This is a genomic window from Arthrobacter sp. G.S.26 (assembly GCF_050847375.1).
Lineage (GTDB): Bacteria > Actinomycetota > Actinomycetes > Actinomycetales > Micrococcaceae > Arthrobacter.
This window is the reverse complement of sequence record NZ_CP193752.1, coordinates 816,855-832,469: the sequence shown is the minus strand read 5'-3', so window position 1 is coordinate 832,469 and position 15,615 is coordinate 816,855. Positions and strand designations below refer to the sequence as shown.

Here is a 15,615-nt window from a genome sequence, read left to right as displayed (position 1 = left end):
CGTGGCGCCGCGCCCGCGGATTAGGCGTGGAATTCCGTAGCCGGTACCAGACTGCCCAACAGCTTTCGGTCACTCGTGGCAAGCCCTGTCGTGCTGGTTCCGGTGTCTAAGACACCACTGGACTGCAGGAAGCCTTTTGCGACGAACCGGACAAGCGGGCTGCGGTCGTAGCTTAGGGCGTCAAGGACATCCCGAGGGACGTCAGGGTTCATGGCAACGAGAACAGCCAGGTCCACACTTCGACCTGCGAGGTCCACGAGCAAATCCAGTGGAGTCGCCTCGTTGAAAGCGACGGCCTGGCGGACCAGGTAGTCGTCGTCATCGGCAAGTGCGCGCAAGACCGCCGCAGGAGTGTTCGGGTTGGCGGCCACGACCCGCCGCACCCGAGTACTCCCGCGTTCGCCCCCAAGCATCCTCAGCAGGTCGGCATCAGCGGCCGGGCTATAGGCGACGCCCATGCGCACCTCCGCCCTCTTATCCGCGACCATTTGCTCCAGGACTGTTCGGCCGGGTCCCGTCCGTGCAGTCCAGGAGAGGGCCAATTCGGCTTCCACTTCCCGCACACGCTCCTCCGGCGCTGCGGGGTTTTTCAGGGCTGCTGTCCGGACGCTGTCCGCCGTGTCGTTGAGCAGGGCTTCCAGGATGCTTGGAGGAAGGTTCCGGTTCCCGGCCGCCCGGGCCCGGACCTGAGGCTCTTCGTCGTGGGCGAGCCAGGAGAGAACAGCCGTAGGTGTACCCGGGTTGGCAGCTATCGATGCCCGAACGCCTGGCTCTGGGTCTCCGGCGAGCTGCTCCGTCACCGAGTCTGAAATACGGGGGTTTAATGCGACCTCCCGGCGTACATCCTCGTCGGCGCTTCGGGCCAGCCGCGCCAGAGTCTTTCCACTTGTGCGTTCGTCGCCGGCAACCCTAAGGCGCATGTCGGGGTCGCGCCTTCGACTCTTCGATAGCCGGTCAAGGGCACCTTCAGCCACCGGGGCCGGCACGTCAACGTCGGTGCGTCCACTCACTAGTCCAAGCACTTCCAACAGGGCTTCATCTACGTCTGCCAGCAGCAGGGATTCTGCGATGGACCCGGCCGCTTCAGCGGGACTTACCGGGTTTCCCAATACCGCAAGCCGGACCTCGCGCTGACGGTCCCCGGCCAGCCTGGTGAGGGTGGACGGCGGTGTTGAGGGATGTCGGGCCACGGCCGCCCGGACGCTGGCGTCTCTATCCGAGGCCAATTCGATCAGGGCGGGCATCGGTACAGACCCGAGCGACGCGAGCATCACTCGGACTGCGACTGATCTGCTGGCCTTCAAAGCCCCGATAAGCCGTGCGTGATCTTCGGCCTTCAGGGTCGGGTTTTCGGCCAGCATCGCGAGCACTTCAGGCGGGGAGTCCTCCATCAGGAGCGACAGTGCGCTGTAGGGGGTCGACGGGTGCGCGGCGAGAACGCAGAGTGTTTGCCGCTCATATTCGGCGGCGCTAAAGGGCCACTCGCGCCGGGGACCCAACCCGGCGGTGCGGAAGCGCAGCCTCGCTTCCCGGGATGCCCCGAGGTCGGCCAGGAATGCCGTGAGATCATCGGCATGGTGGTGAACCGAGCGTTCCAACATTTGCCAGCGAATCGCAGGATCAGGATCGTTGAGCAGCGTTGAACGAACCGCCGGCTCGGTGAGGGGCAGCTTGCCTGCAGCTACCCTCCGCACCCAGGCGGGGCGTTCTACGCGGATCAGATCGGTCAGGACGTCGTCGGGGAGGCCTGCCCGCACCCACTCCTCGACCACCAGCCGCCGCCCCGTCTGCCAGCCCCAGACGTAGCTCGCCTGCGGTATCGGCAGTTGATCGAAACCTCCGACCATCAGGAGGAAGTTTGAAAACCAGCGCGTTTCCAGAGCGGATTCGTCTCGATCCTGATTGATGTGGATCCTGCTCACATCCAGCGCTGTGCCCGTTTGCGTCTCGGGGGCTACCCTGGCGTCCACGCCTGTTCCGATTCCGACCGCCTGCGCATCCTGGGCACCGTCACGGCTGATGTCAGCCGTGACGGCCTTCAGCTGCGGCCGAGGAGCGCGCGGATTCTCCTCAGCTGCCCGCCTAACCGCCACGCTCCGATCGCAGGCCAAGGCCTCCAGCACGTCCTCGGGCGCATTCCTGTTGGTGGCGACCCCCTGGCGCACCAGCCAGCGGGCATCGCTGGCCAGTATCCGGACAGTGGGCTCCGGAGTCGACTCATTCCGTCCCACGCGGCGGCGGATGTCGGGGTCCCTGCTGGTCGCGAGGTCGTCCAGTATGTCGAACGGCGTGTTCCGGTTGTCGGCAAGATACTGGTGCCGGCGCCGCTCGGGTACCGGCTCATGCAGGGCAAGCTGCGTCCTTGCAGTCGCCTTGATGAACCCTTCCCGCAGGGACGGCAGCAGTTCTGCTGCCTCCCCGCCCAAGAGATGGGTAAGGCTCCAGATCGGCATGAGCCGCTGGCGCGGAAGCCAGATGCCGACGCGGCGGATTCCGAGACTGTCGTCGGAATCGAGCATGACATAGCCGAGCAACTGCCGCAGGAACGCCCTGAGCCTGCTGACCGACAACGTGCTGTAGACCTTGCAGTCGATGAGGGTCTGCCCAATCGTCCAGTCCGCGTCGGCGCCCCCGACGAGTTCAGACCCGGCGAACTGCGGGTTGGGTTCGTAGCGGACGCCCGCGGCGATCTGCTCCCGCCAGGCTTCCAGTTGATCAGCGTTGGAGGACATCAAGGATCTGAGGTTGGCAAGCGCCCGTGAATCAACCTGAGCCGCGAATGAGTCTCCGTCCAATGACTGGTCGCAAATCGTACCTAAGGAACCGTTCATCGCTGCGGCGCCCTTCCGCGCGACCTGTTCGCAGTACGCCAGCAGAATGGCCGCCCGATCGCGGTCCGAGTCACTGGACGGTTCATCTAAGAGCATGACAGCGACGTTGAAGGCTTCGGTAAGGATCCGTGTTCGGTGGATGCCGTTTTTGACAGAGGGAGCAAGGGCAGCCTGTAGCGCAACGCCGCTGGCCGCCTCGGAATGGTGGGGGTCAAAACCGCCTAGATCGATTCGCGCGCGGAAATCGAAGGCCGTGCCGGCCAGCCGGGGGTCCGCCCCCGGGAACGGGGACACCACAGTTTTGCTGACGGCGAGCTCCCTCAGGCCCAGGGCCTCCGCGGCCGCACGGGCGCCGTTGGTTTGCCCACCCGATGCTTCAAGCAGCGGAGAGATGCGATCAAGGTAAGCGCGCTCTGGCGATTGCGGGTCCCGGAGAAGCGAAGTAAGGCTCATCGACTGACACTCTATCCGTGCAGGATGATTGCCGGGTGCCAGCCGTTGCCCTCAGGCCTGACCCCGGAAGATAGAAGGAGCTCCTCGGATCGTCCGCATCGAGGAAGGCAGATCGTGCCGGGACGGCTAAAAGGCCTGAGTTGCAAACGAAGAGGCCTACCCGGGAACTAAATAACTTGCGACGTGGCGGCCTCAGCTTCCCGAGCCGTGGCTGCCCCACAAGAAAATATCCTCGTGCTCTATGTCGTCAGTCCAGTAGCCGAACCGGTCCCCTAGAAACTGAAAGATGGACGTGAAGTCGATCGGATTCGTGTGGCATTCGAGCTCATAGACGTTGAGCGTCGCTGTAAGGGAGAATGTAAGGCCGTCTCTAAGTTCCGTTTCGGTGAACAGTTCCGGTGAGGCAATGTCCTGTAGCTCGGGCCGGGTCATCATGTCCATAGCAGTCGGCCCGGACAAGTTTTTCCTCCAGTCCCCTTCAAAGAATCCTTCCCTAGTGAGACGCTCATTTCCCGCGATGTTGGCGATCGCCATGAGCAGATGCCAGTCGTGCCAGCCCTCTGACCTCAATCGGGTAGCGGTTGCCCGGAAATTGTCATCCCCGTTTAGCCCTGCGACCGTGTGCCGGGTAGCAGGAATGAGTTTCCGGTAACGGCTGGCGTTTATCTCGGCGTGTCGACCAGCCGTAAAACCTTCCGCATATCCTTCGAATGCGGGGAGTTCGGGAGCTTGAGGAAATACCGGGCCCTCGGGCTTATCTTCTTCAGCGCGGGACATCGCTTCATAGGCTGAGTCCGGCAGCAGATCTGCTGTCTCGTCGTAGGGACGGCTGGAGAGCAGTTTGTGCCAAAGTCCTTGGTCGAACGCTTTCTCGAACCACGCTCGGAGCTGAACACCATTCCTCAGGCTCGCGGCATAAACAGTCTTGAGTACGGCAGCGGACACCTCCACATGGGCGGTCCTCGCATCCAGATGCTGCACAGGCGTCAAGTTCACCTGAAGGATCCCGTCCTGATCATGGTCTCCGGCCGGGAGCTCTGTCCCCAGCTTCGCACCCTTCGGGACGTCAGCCATCACCTTCACCTCCGACCGTCCCGGGGGGAAAAATGGGTCGTAGGTTGTCATCTCACAGAGAACGATTTGCAGCATGGCGACAAACCGTTCCGCTGCCAGGACTGAGATTCGGTCATTGGCGCAACTCACCTCCCATTCACGCCCGAACGCCTTCCATCTGTACGCGCGATCGCTGCCGGCGTCCGCGAAAATGAACCCGGGCTCATACTCCACATCGTTAGGCATCACTTTGGCTGTCTTTTCGAGCTGTTCGACCCATTCTCCGCCAAAGAGTGACAAGACCACCGGTTTCGCTATCGAGAAGCATGCCGGGAAGCTGCTGCGCGCGACACCGTAGATGCGCAGCTGGGATTCGACCAGTTCCGAGAGGTAGGGGTGTCGGTCCGGATCGCCGGGTGCCTTGCTGAGGGAGCTGTGGACGTCAAGGGCAGCTTTCGCCAGCCCGGCCGAGCTGAGCCACATTCCGGAGCGGTAATCGCAGAGGGATGCCTGCATGAAGGCCAAGGGGATGAACGCGGCCAGGGCAGGGTCACTTGTACTGTGCGCTAGGGTGGCTGCGGAAAGTGCGTACTGTTTTGCAGCCAACGGAAGGCCCATGCGCGAGTATAAATCTGAGATGAGCATCGACATCTCGACGCTGTACTCGACGGTGTCGCCTTTCCACCAGTTCAGCTTTGCTTCCTGCACTTCGTTGAGTGCAGCCCGGAGCTGGTTTGACTCGAGCATGCGGTTGGCCCGTTCCCATGCCCTGCGTCCCCTGGCCGATTTTCCTTCGGCGGCCTCCACGGCGGTATCCAAAGCTTCGCGAACGTCCATGTAAAGGCGGTGTTCCGCAAGGTAGGGACTAACGGTCTCGAAAAACTCAGCAAGCGGGGCCACGGGATAGAGAGGCGCCGCTGGAATGTCCCGCCCCACGTCGAGGAGCAACTGCATCCCCTTTTCGAGGTCGCGCAAGGGCACCGGCGCATGCTGGGTTCTCAGGTTGTGGTGTTCGGTGTCCACGGTACCGTCCCAGTCGAGGGTGACCACCTCATAATCCGCTGTATGGAGATCGTCCGGGGAGGCAGGGCTCAGCGCCATGCGGGCAGACAGCGATCGAAGTGTCATCCCCAAACGCACGGACTCTGCAGCAGCCAGCCGCTCATCCACTTGTTCGGCGAGACGGTCAAAGTATGAGTCGAGCTCCTCCTTCGAAAAGCTCTTTCCATTCCTGAGCCAATGGCCGTACATGTACTGAAGCATGACAAAGGCATCTTCAAGGAGCCCGGGATCCTCTGCTCCTTTGGTGACGGGATCCAAGAACTGCCTTGCCAAATCGCTCACCGAGGCCATGTCCTGCAGCCCTCGGTACGTTGCGACGACCGCTTCATATCGGCAGCGCAATGCCATACCGGTATCCTCTGCGGAGTCCATCAGGTGGCGGGCGTGCGCAATGAGCTCGGGCAGATCGCTTCGGGCCTCAGCGTTGAAAGTGGCGTACCGGAGCAGGGCTCGAAGGTCCATCAGCTCACCCAGTGACGCCTGGTTGGGACGGTCAGACCGCCACCTGTCCCTGGAGTCGATATACCAGGAGGGCAGTTCCGGAGTGGGCGCGGAGGGTGCTGGGGCCAGACTTGCCGGAACTTTGAGGTGACTGACGGCCAGGTAGAAGAGGTCCTCATCCGCGAGGTGTTCGGATATAGCTGCCGCGTCCCAGATGTCCAGCGAGACCTTGTAATCCTTTTTTGCCTTCTTCTGAAGCTGATGACGCCTGGCGACGGGAATTGGCGTGACGGTGAAGTAGATGACGCGTTTGACGGTGCTTCCTGTGCCACAAATTTTGGCAATATCCTTTTGGATTTTCCCCGCAACTGCCTTCTTTTGCGTGGTGCAGGCCAAAACAACGCGTTCGGTGGAGGCCAACGCGACAAACACCGATGTTCCGGGGAGTTCGGCAGGCAGATTCGTCCAGTGGCTCTCGCCGTCCCGACCCTGGTCCCCACCGGAGCTGACTGGCCCCGTTGCGGGAAGTATGTTGCTGACGATGCGACGTCGGGCAAGGCCTAGGCAGAGCCGCTCAAAGTCATGATGAGCATTCAGCTCACCAATGGTTTCAAGGCCGAAACGGACTTGTTGAACCAGCTGCTCGTGATCATCAGTCATGACCCGCCCCCTATTCTTTTGGTCGTCTCCCCACCACCGGCTTCACCGGCACACACCCCTTTTCAACCCGGTCCGCGCACGACACGCTGAGGCGCACCAGGAAGAAACCGGCAGACCTTGGAACCGTGTCCCAACTGATATGGCCGGTACGGCAGCCTTCACCATATCCCGCCACAGGACCGCCTTGAGGAACAGATGGCCGCGCCTTTCGGGGAGCGGCTGTCTGCACCGAAGTCAGCCGGAACCCTCCCACTAGGCCGTCGTCGAAACGGGCTACTCGGTACCTTCATGATTGCTACGCCTCCCCAGGTATCCGTCCTGCTCGCTTTGCACGACCCCGAACCGACGGATAGCCGATGACGCCGGACAGACATGAGCAGCACCGTATCCCAAAGGAAATGTCAGGATGTAACCATGGGCTCGGCGATCACGTTGACACTGAACGGCATTGACATCCACTACGGGAAGAACCGGAACTGGATCAGTCACCACTGGCTTTTCCCCCCAGGGAGCCTTACCGACGTTGAGACCCGCTATGCCGGTGATGTTGTCGAAGTACAGCCGGGGTTCCGGACAACTTTGAACGAGGCATACTTCCGGCTTTGCCACCTCGGCTACTCGCAGCAGGAGACGAAGGTCAAGTTCGAGGCCACCGTGGCACGCTGGAACCGCACCGCTGACCTGCGCCTGTCCTTCGCCGACTTCCATGATGCCATCACCCGCATTGACTTTGCTGCGCTCACTTCTGAGGATCTGGAACCGTACATCTGGGACTTCAGGGCGTTTGTGGTGGACGTGCTTTCCGCGTGGGACTCGGAGGATGCTTTTCTTGAAGAGTTCATCGCCGACGTGGATTTCGCGCTCATCCTCCGGGTGCTTGCCGAGCGCGCGGAGAGCCGTCCGCTGCCGCTGGTGTGGCACCACCACGATCTGGTCGAGAACGGGTGGGCATCGCTCGAGGACCTGACCGACATTGACCTGCAAACGTTCATCGTGAACCACACGAGGCTGTACGGACGCTTGCAGGATCGCGCCGAAGAGAGCCGCCCACACAAATTTGATGGTTGGATGGCGCAATATGGAGTTCACAAAACGACGCTCTACCGACGATTGAAGGAGGACGGGTCGGTAGTCGAGGAGAGAACAACTCTTCCGACGGCCGTTCGCCACATGATCCATCACCCGGAGAATCAACATAACGACTTGACCGGCGACAAAATCCGCAACAGCATCGAGCTTCTTCTGGGGATAGCGAAGCGTCTCCCACGCCCGCTTCCCGGCCTTCCGTAGACGGCAATAAGCGCAAAGCGCAGGTCTCACTTGATGGATCGACCAGCCTTCACTTCCTTGTCCCCATCAAGTCCGGAGAGTGCTTCGAAAGAAGGTTGTTCCGCCGCCCTCAGACATTCGTAGGTCGGGCCTTCCGGGCACCAACGCCTCTGCTCGGCAAAGGACCGCTTCGTCGCTCATCACCATGCACGATGGACAACGAGCGGACGTCACCGCGCACCCGATAAAAACTGGTTGTCAGCGATGCTGGGTCCGCGCTGCAGACGTGTGAGGACAGATTTCGTAGGCTGCGCCGACACCGCGCGCGAATACTCGGTCGTAACCAGGCCGTGTGCACCGGCAGAACCGTCCTTCCCTCACGCGTGCCTATCTCCCGGGAGCAACCAACAACAGCGTCCGGCACTGGTCCTCAGCAAGCCACAGTTCGTGGGACCACAGAGAAGCAGGTCGTATGCAACGTGCTTCAGTTTCCTGCATGACGTTGGGTCAACCATTCACACCGCAATAAGTGGTCGCAGGCGATACACGGGAGGGGCGGCAGCGTCAAGGACGAGCGTGCGCCGGCACGTCCTCTGCCATCGCTGAGCAGCAGGTAGGCGGCCGCATAGCCAGGCAGCAGCTGTACTGGCGGCACCTGCGATAGTCCGTAGAGCAGCAGGGCCATCGAGACGACCCTGACGCGCACACCGCCGCGAAGGTCCATGGGCGGCGGACAAAACTCACTCCAGAGCCACTTCCTCATCTAGCCCTTCAGAATCATCTGTGCTGGGGAAATTCTTGCGGAAGAAGTAGACCAACCAGCCAGCAGGCGTAATTGAGTTAACCGTCTTTTGGCCGTTGTCGGGGTCCAGTTCTCTAACTATGAGGTTCGCATCAGAGAGATCGGTTACGGCAGCGGAAAGACCCTGTGGTTGAGCAAATCCGAACCGCTCGTATTCGCTTGAGCCGGCACGCCCGCCGTATTCGCAAAGTGCATCGAAAAATGTCCAGCTTCTCCTGCGTACTGACCGCGAACTCTCCGCTGCCGACTCGGCTTTGTCCATCAGCCAGGTGCTGACCAATGCATCACGCTCAGCCTCATCAGGGACCGGTTCATCCAAGTTGTCGACGTATTGGTCATGGAACCAGCGTGAGAACTCACCTGCCCGGGTCAACGCCTCCCGTAGGTTTCGGTTAAAAGTCTTGTATAGGAAATCGAAGGACTCCGGCGAGACTGGGACAACGGCGCTTTCCGTCCCATATTCACTGATTCTACGTGTGATGGCATCGCATGCGGCTTGATCGTCTATGGGTTTTAGGATCAGGGGGTCTAGCATTACTCCGCTGAGCTTCTCACTCTTGGCCCTCGAAACGATGCCGCGTGACCCCGAAAGGACCCAGCGAACTTGGGGTATGTCGAAAACCTTGTCGCGCAGCTCGTCTAAAGCATCCCTCGCCTTGCCGGCTGTTTGCAGGATCTCCAAGTTGTCCAGCACGCACACAACCCCGCCCGCCCCTTCGGGAAAGCAATCTTTCAGCAGCTGCCGGACGTTGCGCTGGAAGCCTGATTCGGTAACGACGGGATTCGGTTCCGAGCCATAGCTTGCCTGGACGGCTACAGTTGCAGCCTCAACCCCACCGCCTTTGCTGGTGTACTGGTAATGGTTCAGCCACTTGTCCATGAGTCTTACGTCCGGCTCTGGGAGGCCCACTTTGGCGAACTGATCTTTGTACTTGATAAGGGTCTGAGCCAGAACGTAGTACAAATCCCGCTCGAACTTAACCGGATCGGGGTCAGGCTGGAAGTCACCCTCAGCCGGAAGATAAAGTTCCTGGGCGTTGGCTTCAAGGCATGTCTGCTGCATGCGATAAATGGCGACATTGATCATGCTTGTTTTACCGGCGCCGATCGGTCCCTCGACTGAGGGATGCGCCCCCGAGTCCCCGATCTCTCTTATCAGAAGTTTGATTTCCTTGTCGCGGCCGGCAAGCAGACGCTCTCCAACTTCATCGGCTCGTAGTGTCACCTGGCTGTAGGGGTTGTCGTTGAACCCGAGTTCGTTCCAAATGCTGAATAGAGCCATGGCTTCAGGGTAGCCGAATACAAATAGGCGGAGGCTCACTGGAAGGGCTGTCAAACCAGCCTCACCACAACGGTGGGCTGTCTCACGAACTGTAGCTTGCGCGACACCATCTAGCACCTACCAAGGAGGCCCTTTTGGTGCCAAAAACCGTCTCATCGAGTCTGTCTCATGGGAACGTCTCACAAACCCTCAAGGCCAACTGAGACACGTCACAGCGGTGCTGTGGAGTTCGCCTGTAAATGGCTGGTCCATCATGAGTCCTCTTCGTAGCGGGGAAGCCGCGGCCGGCGGCGCGGTGGTTCGGCGGTTCGAGGTTGTTCGCGTGCATCGACGACCAGGCTGTGGTCGTTGATAGTACGGTGCAGTTCGCGTCTTCGTGCGCGGCGGACGGCTTCGACGTCCCGCAGGCTGAGCCGGAGATTCGGGTGGTCTTCATCGATAGCGGTGCAGGGCCGAACACGTCACGTTCAGCTGGAAGGTTGTGACACCGTAGAGGCACCACAAGCAAGTGGAGACAGATGGGTGGCCTGAGCCGGGCTGCGGTAGGGGACCCCATGGTGGAGAAGGAAACCGTTCCTGTTGAGCGTCTCCCCCATGAAGGCGGGCCTCCCGGCTTACGGGCCCGGCAGAGGCAGCAGACGACACGACATGCCAGGGCACTAAAGCTGTTCCTGCGCCACCGTATCTGAGGGATTAGCGGCACTGAGACGTGAATGCATACGGGACCACGGATTGTTGTTGGCGGATCAGTACAAAGCTAGATTCTAATCAGCTAAAATATTTCTGCATATTTTCGTTGACTTCTACGTCGTAATTTTTTAGGATCAAATCATGGAACAAGCCGCCAGGCACGAAACGGAACCCCTCTTGGGAAGGGTGCGCGTGGCCAGAGGTCTGACCCAGAGTGCTCTGGCCAAGAAGGCAGGAATATCTCAGGGGCTGCTGTCAAAGGCGGAAAGCGGCCTGGTGGAGCTTGATGTCGACCGGGCGAGGTCCCTCGCCGAAGTGTTGCAAGTGCCCTTGGCAGCCCTCACCGTGCCTGTCACCGCACTCTCGTCCAGCATCGTGTTCCACCGCAAACGGGCAACTATGCCCGTCTCCAAGGCCAATCAGGTTCGCGCCGCGCTTGACATGGCCCACATCCAAGTCAGCGCCATCATGGGGCACCGTCGGCCCCCACTGCGGATAGTCCGAACACCCTTGCCGGAGGACGGCTACACGACCCCGGAGGACCTGGCCAAGTCCCTTCGCCAGCAACTTGCTCCCGGGTCCGGCCCGGTAGAAAGCGTCGTCTCAACGCTCGAGGACGCAGGAGTTCCCGTCTTGGTAAGGGATTTTGACTCAACCCTCATCGACGCCATCTTCAGCTGGCCGGCAGATGCACATCCGCTGGTCATTCTGGCGAGTCATGCACCAGCCGACAGGCAGCGCTTCACCCTAGCTCACGAGCTTGGCCATGCAGTCATGCACCAAGTTCCATCGGAAACCCAGGAAGCCGAAGCTGACCGGTTCGCCTCCGAGTTCCTCATGCCAGCCAAAGGAATCCGTGATGAGCTCGGCGAGGTTACTGTTCCATCCTTGGCCCGTCTCAAGCCTGCTTGGAGGGTTTCGATGGCAGCGCTCTTGCGGCGGGCAAGGGATCTGGGCCAAATAACGGAATCAAAGTACAAAACCCTATCCATTGAAATGTCAGCAGCCGGCTACCGAAAGAACGAGCCCGTCTCGATCGCCCCTGAAGAACCGACCCTCATCCAGCAGACCATCGCACACAGGCTCGCAGCCGGGGAGACGATCGACGCCCTGGCCTCCGAGGCCTACATGACCACCGAAGAATTCCACACCACCTATGGAGGACCGCTCCAATGAGCCCATCCGATCAGCTGAGCACCCTTCCGTCCATGCCGGGGGCTACCGCAACCCCTACGAAAGTCACGCGCACACAGGCAGAGCGCACGAAAGCTGCCGAATTGCTCGCGGGCAGGACCCTAGTGCTTGCAAGCTCCGATGCGCCCCAGTTGGCGCCCCTCCTGGATACCCAGCTCAGCGGCATGATCCTGACCGGATCATCGGCGTATGAATCACTCAAGCCGCTCCAACGGCAGAATCCTGACCTGCTTGCTGCCATCGAACCGACATCGGTCACGAAGTACACGGCAACGGCCGACAGCCCGTTCGAGCTCCAAACCGACGGGCTGTTTGATCAGACATTAATTGAAGTGCTCAATAGCCAGTCCCTGGCGGGAGCGCAAATCACGGTCACACCTACAGGTTTTATTCCTGCCGGGGACGCAGACCCGATCAAGGAGGCAGTAAAACAGGCAAACGATTCGGGCAGGAATGACACCGTTCTGCTGCTGCCGGTTCATCCACGCTGGCTGAAAGCGGAAAACGTCGACCAGCTAATCGCCATCGCGAAACGGAGCCTCCATCCGGTAGGCCTTGTTGTGTGTGACAGCTACAAGGATCCGATGAATGAGAAAGGCGTTCCTGCGGGCTACCGGAAGTTCTTTGCCTCAGTGCCCGCCGCGATCGCTTGGAGAACAGACATGGCGGGCTTCGAAGCCATGACCCACGGCGCCATAGCAGCAGCCATCGGTGAGCTGCCGAGCATGCGACGAGGCATCGAGCCCGACCGCGGGTCACGCTCCTCCGACAAGACTGATAAGTCCCCCTCCGTCCTTCTGCCGGGTTTGCTGAGGTATGCGCGGACCAGTTGGATGACCAAGAGCTGGTTCGCATCCACCGCCGCACCGGCCTGTACCTGCAAATTCTGTCTGGGCAGGACCTGGGACTCATTCACAGGTGCCGCTGAAGACCGCCTCGCCGCGCACCTGCACAACCTTGAGATTGTCATGACCCTCGCCCATGACATGAACGCGTTGACTTCCGAAAGCCGTCCAGCCTGGTGGCGCCGCCTCCTCACTCAGGCTGAAGCCGAACACGAACTCCTTTCCGCCCGCACCTCCGTCAAGATCGAGTTGCCCGGCCCAATCAAACAGTGGCTGAGCCTAGGCTAAACTTCCAGCGGTCGCCGCGCGTTCCTGGGCGGACTGCCATGCTTCAAAGACCAGTTCGGAAAACTGCCAAGAGGCGCCCGTGTAGCGATCAGGAACGAAAGGTGCCGGCTCCAGACGCCAAACGGGGGCTTCCCCTGCCCCGATGGAAACTGCGACGCCAACACCATAGAATCGCGCCTCCAGCAGCAGCATCTCTTCGTCCACAGGCACAGCGGGCAGCATGATGGCGCGACGGCAGTACGGAGCAAACCGTGTTGCCCGCACCAGGGCAGACCTCCAATTCCGGCCTCGAACAACGATTTGGGAGACCGAAGCCGGCGGCACCACCAACCGGCGCACTGTCCTTCTTCCGGTGCCGTCGACATCACACTGAAGCAGGCCTGGACCTAACCGGCGTAACTTGTCCCGTTCACGCCGCGAGAATATCGCCTCGGACACTGCCCCTTCAAGCGGGACGCGAAGAAGAATGTCCAACGACTCGAGGTCCTGCGGCATCGCCAGAACACCGAGCGAGCGCCGCCGCAGCACCTCCCGTTCATGCGGACTCACGTAGGCATCAACCCAGCCACCGGCACATTTCACCCTGACCTCTTGAAACGCCGTCACGTCATTCCCCAGACCCTGTTGCAGTATTCCCATTCATCTGCCAACTCTCCCTCGGCCCGTCACAGCATCACCTTCGCCAGGCCGGCCACGATCAACCTCAAAAGCCGCATCAGACAGCATGGACACAGCATCCCAGAACGGATGCTCAATCTGCCGTAAATACAGCGCACGACTCCCCTGGTCCTGCGGCTGCTTTTCGATCAATCCCACTAACAGAAGGTCCACAAGCAGGCGGTGTATCGTGCTCCCAGGTATCCGGGACTGGCGCGCCAACTGTGAGCCCGTAAAGACTCCCTCCATCGCCATGATCGAACCCGCCAGATGCAGCATGAACCTGTTGCCAAAAAGCGTCTTTGACCAGACCTCCCGCGTGCCCTCCGATTCTTCCATGGAGTTCACCGTATTTCATATTCTGGAAAATGAAAGGGAACGACCCAAACGAGTCCCTGCCGCCAAGCGGAGGCCTTTGCCCTTGCGCTGACGAACGAAGGGAGCCCGGGTCATTCACCGAAGCACGGCGATAGGTTGCTAAATCCGGACCGCGCGCCCCGCCAGTAAGTGCCTAGCTCCTGCCCCTTACGCCGCGGTCGCGGGAACCTGAAGACACTCGACGCAACCGGGCGGCTTGGGAACTGCGTCGGAGCGCCCCTACCCCGTCCGAAGCGCCTCTCGGAGAGTACAGAGGACGTATGGCCCAAAGGGCTTAGGAAGACAGAAGAAATGTCTGAGGCCCCGCTAGCATCTCTTTGTGCAGCCTGGTCAGTGTATGCGCCCATGTTGCTGTCGGCATCGGAGTGCAACGCTCACGCCATGCTGCTGCGGAGATACTGCAGGGCATCCGCAATGGCACGGCGCGGGATAGTTTTTGTGAAAAGGTCCTAGGTCGGATGAAACGCGACCAGAAACGATGCAGAAAAGATCACTAAGAATGAAATCTCGCAGCTCCGTTGGAGCCTCCTGTCGGATTCGAACCGACGACCCCCGCTTTACAAGAGCGGTGCTCTGGCCAACTGAGCTAAGGAGGCACACCCCCAATGGGGCAGCGCCTGAACGGCACTGGATAAGGGTAGCCCAAAGTCCCACCGGTGGTAAAAACGCTTGCGTCCGGCAGGCCCTGCGCAAAAACCCGCCCCCGGAGAAAACCGGGAGCGGGCCTTGGGTACTTCGGGCGGATCAGGCCTTGGCGTCGATCGCAGCCTGGATGTCGGCATTCAGGTCGGTGGTACCGTCCCACTGCTTGCCGTCCACAAAGATGGTGGGCGTGCCGCTGATGCCGGTGTTGGCGGCCAGGCCGGTGGCGTACTTGACGTACGGGCGGAACGTTTTGTCGTCCACGCAGCTGCCGATGTCCGCGCCGATGTCGCTGGCCAGGGACTTCAGCTTGTCATCGGAAAGGCCGGCGCCACCTTCAGCGGGCTGGTTAGTGAAAAGGGTGTCCACGTATTCGCCGTACTTGTCCGGAGCCTTGTCCGCGACGCAAGCGGCGGCGTTGGCGGCACGTGAGGAGTAGTTGGTGCTGGACTGGCGGTCCAGGAAGCCCAGCGGGCGGTATTCGAGGGAGATTTTGCCTTCGTTGCGGAGCCCGGTGAGGGCCTCGTTGTAGGTGTCCTCGAACCGCTTGCAGACGGGGCAGATGAAGTCGACGTACGCAACAACCTTGACGGGCTGGCCGGTCTCGGCTTCGGCGCCGGGGGCGACCAGCGGGCTGGGCAGGGTCTCGGGCTTGGCCGGCAGGTTGGCCATGTCCACGGAGCCGCCGTCGGCGGCCTTGACCTCGGTGTTCGCCAGCAGGGTCACGCCGCCGTTGGTGTTGGCGCTGGTGGGGACCGGTCCCTGGTCCGCGATCGGCGTGTTCTGCTTGAGCGAGGTGGTGACCACCAGCCCCACGATGACCAGGATGGCCACCACGGCCGCGACGATGCCCCAGCCGATCAGCAGCTTGTTCCGCCGTTCCTTCTTCAGCTGGGCTTCGCGGATCATCCGAGCCTTCTCGCGCGCCTCCGCGGTGCGCTCAGCCTTGGACTTCCGTACTTCATTTGCGGGGCTCATGTGTTCCTTGGGTCGATCGACGTGGGGGGACCACTCAGTGGCAACTCCACCATTTTAGGGGAGAAAGCTGGGAGCTTGCGCTTTCAACCA

At 60.8% G+C, this 15,615-nt stretch carries 9 protein-coding genes and 1 tRNA gene; 3 read left to right on the top strand and 7 right to left on the bottom strand.

All coding sequences use genetic code 11. The features are described 5' to 3' along the window. Positions 1-20: 20 nt before the first annotated feature. Complete coding sequence (locus ACRB8A_RS03865; protein WP_432245632.1) at positions 21-3,284, bottom strand: hypothetical protein; 3,264 nt, start codon at positions 3,282-3,284, stop codon at positions 21-23. Positions 3,285-3,476: 192 nt separating this feature from the next. After that, the gene (locus ACRB8A_RS03860) at positions 3,477-6,500 is read right to left on the bottom strand and encodes a hypothetical protein (protein WP_432245631.1); all 3,024 of its coding nucleotides are present in this window, start codon (positions 6,498-6,500) and stop codon (positions 3,477-3,479) included. Between the two features lie 372 nt (positions 6,501-6,872). Between ACRB8A_RS03860 and ACRB8A_RS03855 the strand changes: the two genes are divergently transcribed. Continuing rightward, the gene (locus ACRB8A_RS03855) at positions 6,873-7,790 is read left to right on the top strand and encodes a HEPN/Toprim-associated domain-containing protein (RefSeq protein WP_432245630.1); all 918 of its coding nucleotides are present in this window, start codon (positions 6,873-6,875) and stop codon (positions 7,788-7,790) included. A 719-nt stretch (positions 7,791-8,509) separates the two neighbouring features. On the opposite strand, the gene ACRB8A_RS03850 is transcribed toward ACRB8A_RS03855, so the two are convergent. After that, positions 8,510-9,853, bottom strand: coding sequence for a hypothetical protein (locus ACRB8A_RS03850; RefSeq protein WP_432245629.1), 1,344 nt, complete (start codon positions 9,851-9,853; stop codon positions 8,510-8,512). 831 nt (positions 9,854-10,684) lie between these two features. Between ACRB8A_RS03850 and ACRB8A_RS03845 the strand changes: the two genes are divergently transcribed. Together ACRB8A_RS03845 and ACRB8A_RS03840 are read left to right on the top strand one after the other, a co-directional pair. Beyond that, on the top strand, positions 10,685-11,719 hold the full coding sequence (locus tag ACRB8A_RS03845) for an XRE family transcriptional regulator (RefSeq protein WP_432245628.1): 1,035 nt from the start codon (positions 10,685-10,687) through the stop codon (positions 11,717-11,719). Further along, the gene (locus tag ACRB8A_RS03840; protein ID WP_432245627.1) at positions 11,716-12,870 is read left to right on the top strand and encodes a hypothetical protein; all 1,155 of its coding nucleotides are present in this window, start codon (positions 11,716-11,718) and stop codon (positions 12,868-12,870) included. Before ACRB8A_RS03845 ends, ACRB8A_RS03840 begins: the two co-directional genes overlap by 4 nt. Here the strand turns inward: ACRB8A_RS03840 and ACRB8A_RS03835 are convergent. From ACRB8A_RS03835 to ACRB8A_RS03820, 4 genes are all read right to left on the bottom strand, one after another. Next, positions 12,862-13,509 (bottom strand): hypothetical protein, encoded by a 648-nt coding sequence (locus ACRB8A_RS03835; protein ID WP_432245626.1) that lies wholly within the window; start codon positions 13,507-13,509, stop codon positions 12,862-12,864. The two genes, ACRB8A_RS03840 and ACRB8A_RS03835, sit on opposite strands and share 9 nt — an antisense overlap. Beyond that, positions 13,510-13,866, bottom strand: coding sequence for a hypothetical protein (locus ACRB8A_RS03830; protein WP_432245625.1), 357 nt, complete (start codon positions 13,864-13,866; stop codon positions 13,510-13,512). It lies immediately after the preceding gene. A gap of 558 nt (positions 13,867-14,424) precedes the next feature. Beyond that, positions 14,425-14,501 (bottom strand) — tRNA-Thr (locus ACRB8A_RS03825). 148 nt (positions 14,502-14,649) lie between these two features. Next, the gene (locus tag ACRB8A_RS03820) at positions 14,650-15,525 is read right to left on the bottom strand and encodes a DsbA family protein (protein WP_050686558.1); all 876 of its coding nucleotides are present in this window, start codon (positions 15,523-15,525) and stop codon (positions 14,650-14,652) included. Positions 15,526-15,615: the final 90 nt, after the last annotated feature.

Coding starts and splice junctions, on each gene's coding strand:
- ACRB8A_RS03840 (WP_432245627.1), top strand. CDS start 11,716: ATGAGCCCATCCGATCAGCTGAGCACCCTTCCGTCCATGCCGGGGGCT.
- ACRB8A_RS03860 (WP_432245631.1), bottom strand. CDS start 6,500: ATGACTGATGATCACGAGCAGCTGGTTCAACAAGTCCGTTTCGGCCTT.
- ACRB8A_RS03835 (WP_432245626.1), bottom strand. CDS start 13,509: ATGGGAATACTGCAACAGGGTCTGGGGAATGACGTGACGGCGTTTCAA.
- ACRB8A_RS03820 (WP_050686558.1), bottom strand. CDS start 15,525: ATGAGCCCCGCAAATGAAGTACGGAAGTCCAAGGCTGAGCGCACCGCG.
- ACRB8A_RS03865 (WP_432245632.1), bottom strand. CDS start 3,284: ATGAGCCTTACTTCGCTTCTCCGGGACCCGCAATCGCCAGAGCGCGCT.
- ACRB8A_RS03855 (WP_432245630.1), top strand. CDS start 6,873: ATGAGCAGCACCGTATCCCAAAGGAAATGTCAGGATGTAACCATGGGC.
- ACRB8A_RS03850 (WP_432245629.1), bottom strand. CDS start 9,853: ATGGCTCTATTCAGCATTTGGAACGAACTCGGGTTCAACGACAACCCC.
- ACRB8A_RS03830 (WP_432245625.1), bottom strand. CDS start 13,866: ATGGAAGAATCGGAGGGCACGCGGGAGGTCTGGTCAAAGACGCTTTTT.
- ACRB8A_RS03845 (WP_432245628.1), top strand. CDS start 10,685: ATGGAACAAGCCGCCAGGCACGAAACGGAACCCCTCTTGGGAAGGGTG.